Source organism: Desulfobacterales bacterium (genome assembly GCA_029211065.1).
GTDB lineage: Bacteria > Desulfobacterota > Desulfobacteria > Desulfobacterales > JARGFK01 > JARGFK01.
In genome coordinates this window covers 23,616-33,050 of record JARGFK010000048.1, presented here as the reverse complement: position 1 = coordinate 33,050, position 9,435 = coordinate 23,616, and the positions used below count along the sequence as shown (strand labels likewise).

Below are 9,435 nucleotides of genomic sequence, written 5' to 3'. Positions count from 1 at the left end.
GCCTGTGTCGCGCCAAATGATTATTGGAGGTAACCCTCTACATATAGTGGGCGGTTGAGTTAACTGCATACCCAGTATATTAAAAATATGATTGCCGGATGGAAAGTTGGTCCGGATCAGGCGACGGTCTTTATCGTAAACATAACTATAGCTGCCGCTTAAAGGAGTCTGGTAGGAGCTGTTCAGGTTGACCTTGTTAAAGCCGAACCGGTGGTCAATCGTAAACGGATTGGTCAGTACGGTCATGTTGCCGTTGCCGTCGTAGGAAAACCCCACGGCACCCCCATCCGGGCGACTGATGCCGATTACACGACCAACCGGATCATAACTATAGGTGGTTGTGTGGTTTTCAGGGTCCGTCACGGTTCCCAGGAACCCTTCTGAGTTATAAGTAAAAGCGGTTTGCCGGGTATTTGTGGTAATTAAGGTTAACCTTCCTCTGGCGTCATATCCATAAGACGTGTCAAAAAGACCGGGTACGCTCATACTTTCGGTCAACAGATTGGCAGGATCATAAACGGTAGTTACGGTCCTTCCCTCAGGGGAGGTGATAACCTTTTGCGCCTGGAGGGTGTTATGCACAAGGGTTGTAGCGTTACCATTGACTGTCACGGTATCAGTTATAAGATCAGGAATTTCATCGGTGTCTGTATCCTGGTAAGTCTTATCCTTTAGCGTTATTTTTGCCAAATTAGCAGGCGTGCTTTCGGTTACTTTATTAACATATTTGAACTTATATTCGGAATCGACGCCATATTTAAATTCAAGATTCATACCGCAGGAAGAGACTTGTTTGCGGTGAGCCCGTCAGCCGACTGGGAAAACAGCGTCTGGGCTCCAGTAGGATCGGTGATGGTTGAGGTGTATTTACCCGTAGAGTATGTATGATCCAAGTAAGAAGAAAGATTGCCTTCAGCGCTTGACACTTCGTTAAGAGTCTTGGCGGTTTCAAGACTGCTCCTGGAATAATGCCATTGGCCGCCCTCTTCGTCGGTTGCATCTGTCAATCTTCCTGTTGAGTCAAATACATGCTCAAAGCGATTGCCTTCAGGCTCAACCTTTGCTGTCAGCAGGCCAGCAGGAGTGTATTCAAAGTTGTAGTAACTGCCGTTCGGGTAAGTGATCCGGGTGAGATGATTATCAGCATTTACGGTGAGATTGGTTGTAATTCCGTCCGGGGATGTAATGGAATAGGGGATACCGTTTGCATCTCTGTTTATTGTGATTTGTTCTCCAAATTGATTAGTGATTGAGACCAACTTATTATTCTGGTCATAGCCAAACTCATAAAGGGTAACACCGGTATCAAGGTCAACGGTGCGCAGGTGTCGTCCAGCATTTAACATAATATGCATCAAGTCGTTTTCCTCGACAAATGCAATCTCCCCGGCAGTCATTAAAACATTAAAGGCAATGGGTATGTCCACTTTCCGGATACGATTGAGGTACAATTCGGGGAGATAGAAATCGCCAGAGGCATCAACAGCAACATCTTGCGGTGCTCTAACTTCAGCCTGAGTGGCAGGTCCCCCGTCGCCGACAAGGACGGAGAAACTGAATTTTCCGTTACCGGCTACAGTGGTGATGGTGCCGCTTGTATCTACTTTCCGGATACGGTGATTTGAGTTGTCGGTGAAATAGAGATTACCTGACGTATCAATATCAATTCCACCAGTATAGGTAAGCCAGGCTTGCGTGGCAGGTATCCCATCGCCATTAAAACCGTAGTTTCCATTGCCTGCGACAGTGGTGATGATGCCGGTATTATCGATCTTTCGGATTCGTTTATAAGTGGTGATATAGATATTACCGGATACATCCAAAGCTACATCGCTCAGGTAATGCAGTTTCGCCTGGGTAGCCACTCCTCCGTCACCGCTGTAGCCTTCAATTCCAGTTCCGGCCACAGTAGTTATTATGCCGTTGGTATCCACCTTCCGAATTCGGTAATTTCTTAAGTCGGCGATGAAGAGGTTACCAGCGACATCAACCGCAACGCCAGAGGGGTAATACAACTGGGCTTGTGTGGCAGGTCCCCCATCGCCATTGAAACCGTAATTTCCATTGCCTGCAACAGTGGTGATAATGCCGCTAGTATCGACCTTTCGAATGCAATGGTTGTAGGTATCAGCAATATAGAGATTGCCGGAAGCATCGGCAACGACACGAGAGGGATTATTCAAACATGCTTGTGTGGCAGGCCCCCCGTCGCCGCTGTAGCCGCCGTAATATCCACAAGAGCGTCCGGCTATCGTGGCTATTATGCCGTTAGTATCCACCTTTCGGATTCGATGATTTTTAGTATCGGCGATATAGAGATTGCCAGCGGCATCAACCGCAACACCACGTGGAGCATTTAACCGTGCTTGTGTGGCAAGGCCCCCATCGCCTGAACCACCCACAACTCCAGTTCCGGCTACAGTATCGATTATGTAAGCATTATTTTTTGAGATCGAACCGTCACCTTTATGGAGCGTTGATGGGTCAATATGATTGAAGCTATGATGAGTTGAAATCGTCCAGCCTTCGGCGATAATTTCCTTCCCATTTATATTTGGAGATGGGACAATTATATTATTATATTTCCAGGCGATAATTTCCTGCCTGCCTGTGATCCAGGTTGCACCACCCCCTACTTGGCCGAATGCTTTCTCCCAATCCCCGCGAGCGCTATAATAGACCAGATTGTATCGAAAGCCTATACTCACCCGCGCGTCAATCTGGCCAAACACTTTCCGCCCTAAACAATCCAATCCATCCCAGATAAAATTAGCGCTTTGGTTGGGCAGAGGAGCCAATACTTGCAGTAAGGTTCTACCAGCTATCTCAATTCTTACGATAATCCCATTCAGGCTGCCTGGCACACTGTCTCCACTTGCCGGGACTGATATCACCGGTATGTATCCTTTCACCCGGTTGCCGGCATAATGAAGGGTTATGTCGGTACCTGGTATGGGGATGTCTTCGTGGAAAATACGGCTGCGTTCTTCAACAAAGGAGCTTGTGTGGGATTGACAATCTTTTGGTTCTGTCTTTTGCTGGTCTACTATCGGCACCGCTGGCGGATTCGGAGAAATCGCGTCCAGCGGAGGACCATACGGCCAGTTGGCATCCCAGGGAGTAAAATGGGTTACGGCCACCCGCCAGAAAGTTGAGCCAGGCATATATCTTGTCGGATTATTCAGGCCGGTGACTTCATCAGTGAAAGAACCGCTATTGTTGAGATCATCGGGCTGATTATCGCCATTTGCGTCCAAGGCATCAACGATGCCGTTATTGTCTGTATCCAGGAGCTTTACCACGACACCGTTATCAGACGGCACCCATACGCCTTTATCTCGGTCATAATATCCCACCGGGACAATCTCTCCCACAGCAAACCCAAGAAAATTATCGATCCATGTTATGACTGGTTTTTCAAACCGAACTCTTTGCACGCCATCCACACCAAGCTCAACACAATAGGTATAGGCAGAGTTGGGGGGGAGTATCGCCGGCATGGATTCGGGCGTGGTAAATTCGGTCGCTCTGGTTTTAATTGTGGTCAGCTCTTGAATAACATTACCGTTTTCATCCACTGAATAGGCCCGATTATCACCGCTAAAGACAAGTGTGGCCGAGCGGTTGCCGAATTCGTCATTTACCTCCGAACTCTTGTGGGTGATTACGGTTCCGGGGTTTCCATTAAATGTGACGGTTGTGGAAATGGGGTCTGCAGATATCATCTGGATGGTTTCAGCGATGGCAATATCGTTCCAGGGTACATAGACCTTCCTATGATTATCAATTAACCCTTCTTTTTGATAGACGACCGTTATGGTCGAGCCGCCTTCTACCGGAATTGAGAAGCGACCATCTGCATCGGTCAAGGCGGTGCCGTACGCCGTATGGCTGTGAATGGTTACAGAAACATCCGGTATCGGGGTTCCGTTCTGGGCTTGAACCAGCCCGGTGATCAACGAAAAACGTTTGGGGTCGTATGATTCAACTGTGGCATCAGATGGGATCAGGTCCTCATATTGTGCGCCAAAGCTTCCTTCCGGTTGCGGCTCAATGGCAGCTTCTACCGTAACAACTGCCTGCGCGGTTGCTATGCCCCCGGGGCCTGTTACCGTTATAGTGTAAGACACAGTCTCGGTGGGTGATACGGTCACGCTGCCGCTCGCCGGAACAGATCCTACCCCCAGCTCAATTAAAGCAGTGTCGGCATGGGTGGAGGTCCAGAAAAGAGTTGTGGTTTGGCCAGAAATAATTGTATCCGGTGTGGCTGTCATCTCAACCGTTGGCGGATACAAGACCGTTACGGTAACCGACGCTGTAGCGCTTCCGCCGAGATTGGCAGCGGTAATAACATAAGTGGTTGTTTCTGCGGGGGAGACCATAAGGGAACCACCGGGTTCAACGGTTCCGATGTCGGGCGTAATCACACAGGAATCCGCAAGGGTCGAACTCCAGGTCAGGATAGCAGACCCGCCTGCGGCAATGGTATCCGGGCTTGCAGAAATCGTGGCGGTAGGCAGGGGTACGTCTATTGTAATCGTAAGGATCAAGAAACTTCCCGGATTGCTTCTCAGCTCTATTTCAATCGAATTTTCCTTAAAAAGGTTAACCGGGGCTTTTAGGGACTCTATCTGCTGGTTGAAATTACTGGTGCCGAAGATTTATTTGCCGTTCACCAGAACTTTCGCGCTACTGATGCGGTCTTCACCGTTTTCACGGCCGTTTTTAACGATGAGCGTGCCTTCACCCTCAATTGCGGAAAATGAGCCGCTAAAAACTTTGGGCTGACCAGCGGTCCGCGCGTAGCTCATCGGGCCAAATACGGTCACCTCGACGGCGGCAGACAGCCCCATGAACATGCCTAACAGTAAAACCAAAGTGGTTAACATGATTCCAGTCGGTCTTTTCATGATATCTCCTTTATATGAATTGGAAAGTTATGATGCCCTTGTCAGCACAATACTATCCAGTGGGCATGTTTGTTTGATCTGTTTTAATCAATCAAAATTCGTGCCAACAATAATAAGCGACCTCTCAATCGGGTTAATTTTTATTAGACCTTATAACTCATTAATTATACAGCCGATACAGTCATGGGAGAACAGCGGGAAATCTTATTCGGCTAAATTCCAAATTAAGATGAGATAGGAAAAATGCACAGAAAAAAATGCATGATGCACAATTTTTTGTGCAATTGATTGAAGTGTATGGGGTTTGTGGTACGCCCGGCTGGACTCGAACCAGCGATCTTCAGCTCCGGAGGCTGACGCCCTATCCACTGGGCCACGGGCGCACGGTTCTGAGAAAATAGTTGATCAGGCCGGGGAAGTCAAGTCCGAATGTTTTTAATTTTTATTGACCGTCAGGTGTTTTTTATTAGCCAAGGTTTCCTTGGCCTCGCCGACCACGTAGAGCGATCCGGCGATGCAGACGGCATCCCGGGGTGATGCGCTTTCGATGGCAGCGGTGACGGCGGTGTCCACATCCGGCAGAATGACAACGTCCGACAGGATCTCTTTGGCGAAGTCGTAGAGCTTTTCAGGCGCAAGCCCCCGGTCTATCCGGGGGCGGGTGATGATGGCCCGGCTGCAGTGCGGCAGCAGGGACTTTAACATGGTCTTGTAAGGCTTGTCGTCCAGGATGCCGACCACCAGCGTCAGTCGGCGGCCTTTTAAATTTTCGTGTAAATAGGCGCCGAGGTTTTGGGCGGCCGCCCGGTTGTGGGCGCCGTCCAGGATCACCAGGGGGGCGGTGGTGACGATTTCCAGTCGGCCCGGCCATTTTGTCCGGGCAAAACCGGTTTGGATACTTTCAAAGGGAATGGTTGCGATGTTGCGGCTGTTCAGTATTTCGCAGGCCGCCAGGACCAGGGCGGCGTTATCCACCTGAAAACGGCCGGCTAAAACGGTCTTTAAATTTTTTCGGGCGGTTTCGATGCCATGATAATTAAATGTTCCGTTGCGGTTGCGGACAGTCCGGAACGCTTTTCCGTGAAGATAGAGCGGCGCAGATCGGTCGGCGGCGATTTTGGTAATTACCTTTATGGCGCTTGGCTGTTTCACACCGGTAATCACAGGGGTTTGCGCTTTGATGATGCCCCCTTTTTCCCGGGCGATTTGGGCGATGGTGTTGCCGAGATACTGCCGGTGTTCAATGGACACGTTCGATATGATCGAAATCGCGGGTTTGATGATGTTGGTGGCATCCAGGCGTCCACCCATACCGGTCTCAATAACGGCCCAGTCGACTTTTTTGCGGCTGAATTCATACAGCGCCATGGCGGTGGTGTATTCGAAAAAAGTGGGTTCGCGCCGGGCGTGCTGATCTAAATCGGCCGCTCTATACGCCGTTAAAACATCCGCATCGGAGATGGGTTCCTGATTGATGCAGATTCTCTCGTTAAAACGGACCAGATGGGGGGAGGTATAAAGCCCGACGGTGTATCCGGCGGCCTGCAGGATGGCGGACAGAGTCGATGCAATCGACCCTTTGCCGTTGGTGCCGGCAATGTGGATGCTGTTGAAATTGTCCTGGGGGTTCTGCAGACCGGCCAGCAGGGATTGAATCGTGTCAAGGCCCAGCTTGATCCCGAAACGCCGGAGATTGAACATCCGCTCCAGAGACCGGTTGTAGTTGTCATTGGGTTTTGCCATGGTCATAAAAAAACCCGGCAGAATCGGAATTCTGCCGGGTTAAAACTGGCTGCGGCTTCCTATCTGTATCTGCTGCGGGAAGCTGCAATCCGCTTACGCCTCAATGCTTCACGTTCCTTGCGGCGTTTGAACTCGCTTGGTTTTTCATAGCTTTTTTTGATCTTCAACCTTTTAAAAAGGCCGTCATTTTGAATCTTTTTTTTCAGAATGCGCATGGCCTTCTCAAGGTCGTTATCAAAAACCTTAACCTCGATAGCCTTCAAATTGTCTCGCCCCTTTCCTTCCATCGATTGCAAAATTTTGGAAATATTTTACAATCTTTTATGATGGTTATTTTGATATATTATTTAGAGCGGTACTGTATAACCATATTAATTGATAAAAGCAAGAATTTTTATTTGATTCTCCGGTGTTATTTCACCTTTGCCAGAAGCTCGGCCGTTACCTCTTTGACACCGGGCCCACCGTTCAGGGTTATGTACTTGATAAATCCGCCGGCAGCGGCAAGATCCCTGAAATAGTATGCCGAGGCAATGGTGCCGACCCGGGCGTCATAGTAAATATCATGGCGCTTGTTGATGGCGTCCTCATCCTGATCGTCCGATCGGGTTTTGAGGTCTCCGCCGCAGACGCGGCAGCTGTTTCCGTTGGGTTTGATGGCGTCGATAAAGATGTTGTTGGGGTGATTGTTGTCTTTGACGCACAGCCGTCGGCCCATGATCCGTTTCTTTGCTATTTCGCGGTCCAGGATGATCTCCACGACAATATCCAGCGCCATACCGGCCGCTTTCAGGGATTCATCCAGTTTGACGGCCTGGTTTTTATTGCGGGGGAATCCATCCAGCAGCCAGCCGTTTTTACAGTCGGTCTGTTTCAGACGGTCCAATATCATCGGGATGGTAATGTCGTCCGGCACCAGGTCGCCGCGGTCGATAAAAGCCTTGGCTTTTTTCCCCAGCTCGGTTCCTTTGGATATGTTTTCCCGGAAAATCGCTCCGGATTCGATGTGGGGGGTACTGTACATGTCCTTTAGGATCGCCCCCTGGGTTCCTTTGCCACTGCCGTTGGGCCCGAAAAATAAAATGTTCATGCAAACGCTCCTTTCTATTATATATAGTGCGGTCTGGAATCCGCTGATAAGCAATCGTGTTTCGCCTTTTCTATAGAGAGATGCAGGGGTATTGTCAAGGGCCGACACTAAATGGCTTGGTTGCCGGTGAGGATAATCAGGGCCTGTCGTTCGCCGGACGGTCGCGTTTTAAACCGGAAAGAACTCGCGCAAAGAGTCACTAAACTTAAACGTGATTGCCGGATAAGAGGTTTTCGACCAGCGCTAAAGCATCTTTACGGGTGGTGAGCTGTTGCGACAGCCGGGCCTCTTCGACGGCGGCAAGGATTTGTTTAAACCGGGGGGAAGGGGTCAGGTTGAATTCTTTGATGAGGTCGGCGCCGGTGATCAGCGGCGGGTTGGCCTGTATGGGTTTGAAGTCGACAAAATAACCCTGGAGCAGATCCGTTACAAACAGCTTAAAGTCGGCGTTGGCGGGATCGTTCTTTTTCGCTTGAATGTCCGCCAGGGAGTGGAGCAGCAGAAAGGGGGTGTTATCGCCGCACTTTAGGTAGAAACGCGCCAGGCCCCTGGGGGTTAAACTGTTGTTCCGGCGGGCCGTAAACAGCGCCAGGGGTCGCAGGTGGTTGCTGATAATAGAATCGAGAAACTGTTTCTGTCGCCGGGAAAATTTCAAGCGCGAACCGATGCTGTCCGCCATGTCCGCGCTTTTTTCCGCATGACCGTAAAAGTGAACGCTGCCGTCGGCAGCGACGGTCCGTGTCGGGGGTTTGCCGATGTCATGCAGCAGGACGGCGCATTTGAGCATGCCGGCGTTGCCGACGGCCATGAAATCATCCGTATTCATTTCCGATGCCGGCCGGGGCATTCTAAATTCACGGATCAGTCTCTCCAGGTGATGATAAGATCGGAGGGTATGGTCAAAAACATCATGAACGTGATGCCCGTTTTGCCGGCACCCCTTTAGTGCGGTCATTTCAGGGAAAATAGCGAACAGGAGTCCGCAGTCCGCCATCTGGATAAGATACGGATAGGACTGCGGAACCTCAAAGAGCGTGAAAAGTTCAGCCCGGATTCGCTCGCCTGCCGATTGCTGAATGCGTGTGGCATCTTTCCGGACGGCCGCAACTGTGTGCGCTTCAATGCTAAATTCCAGCAGGGCTGCAATCCGAAAGGCCCGCAGCAGTCGGATGGGGTCTTTGCTGAAGATGCCCCTTGAGACCATGCGAACCTGTTTAAGGGATAGATCGGCCCTGCCGTTGAGGGGGTCGATGAGTCTACCGGAAGATAAATGGTACGCCAGCGCGTCGATGGTAAAATCCCTTTGATTGAGGTCGCTCTCAATGGTCGGCCCGCTCATGGGAGCGACGTCAACAACGTGCCGACTCGAAACCACCCGGAGGATCTGGAGGCCCGCTTTTCCGATTTCGACGAGATGTCCGCCGGTATTCGCGGCAACTATGGCGGCAAATTTTTCCGGATTTCCCGGGACCGCGACGTCGTAATCCGTGGGCGATCGACCTAGCAGGATATCCCGAATGGAGCCGCCAACGATGTAGCCGTCAGCGCCGGCAGGGAATATGTCGGAAATAAGTTTGATCATATGGTTTACCCTTGACAATCAGGAGCATACCATATTTTTTATAGAGACGTTAGTTAAAGCTTGGAAAACCGGTTGAAAAGGTGTATGGCGGCAGTGGAAGTTGATGTCTG

7 protein-coding genes and 1 tRNA gene are annotated in these 9,435 nt (G+C 50.3%); all 8 read right to left on the bottom strand.

Annotated elements, in window-relative coordinates; genetic code table 11:
• A partial coding sequence (locus P1P89_12115) for a hypothetical protein (GenBank protein MDF1592254.1) occupies positions 1 to 774 on the bottom strand: 774 nt, incomplete at its 3' end.
• Positions 771 to 4,550, bottom strand: coding sequence for a hypothetical protein (locus P1P89_12110; GenBank protein MDF1592253.1), 3,780 nt, complete (start codon positions 4,548 to 4,550; stop codon positions 771 to 773). The genes P1P89_12115 and P1P89_12110, both read right to left, overlap by 4 nt.
• 111 nt (positions 4,551 to 4,661) lie before the next feature.
• The gene (locus P1P89_12105) at positions 4,662 to 4,910 is read right to left on the bottom strand and encodes a hypothetical protein (protein ID MDF1592252.1); all 249 of its coding nucleotides are present in this window, start codon (positions 4,908 to 4,910) and stop codon (positions 4,662 to 4,664) included.
• Positions 4,911 to 5,217: 307 nt separating this feature from the next.
• Positions 5,218 to 5,293, bottom strand: a tRNA-Arg gene (locus tag P1P89_12100).
• 52 nt (positions 5,294 to 5,345) lie between these two features.
• Positions 5,346 to 6,653 (bottom strand): bifunctional folylpolyglutamate synthase/dihydrofolate synthase, encoded by a 1,308-nt coding sequence (locus tag P1P89_12095; protein ID MDF1592251.1) that lies wholly within the window; start codon positions 6,651 to 6,653, stop codon positions 5,346 to 5,348.
• 59 nt (positions 6,654 to 6,712) lie between these two features.
• A complete protein-coding gene (gene rpsU, locus P1P89_12090) occupies positions 6,713 to 6,916 on the bottom strand; it encodes a 30S ribosomal protein S21 (GenBank protein MDF1592250.1) in 204 nt (67 codons plus the stop codon).
• 149 nt (positions 6,917 to 7,065) lie between these two features.
• Positions 7,066 to 7,743, bottom strand: a complete 678-nt coding sequence (locus P1P89_12085) for an adenylate kinase (protein ID MDF1592249.1) — start codon at positions 7,741 to 7,743, stop codon at positions 7,066 to 7,068.
• A 205-nt stretch (positions 7,744 to 7,948) separates the two neighbouring features.
• Positions 7,949 to 9,325 carry an HD domain-containing protein gene (locus tag P1P89_12080; GenBank protein ID MDF1592248.1) on the bottom strand — a complete coding sequence of 459 codons (1,377 nt, stop codon included), beginning with the start codon at positions 9,323 to 9,325 and terminating at the stop codon, positions 7,949 to 7,951.
• Between the last annotated feature and the right edge of the window lie 110 nt (positions 9,326 to 9,435).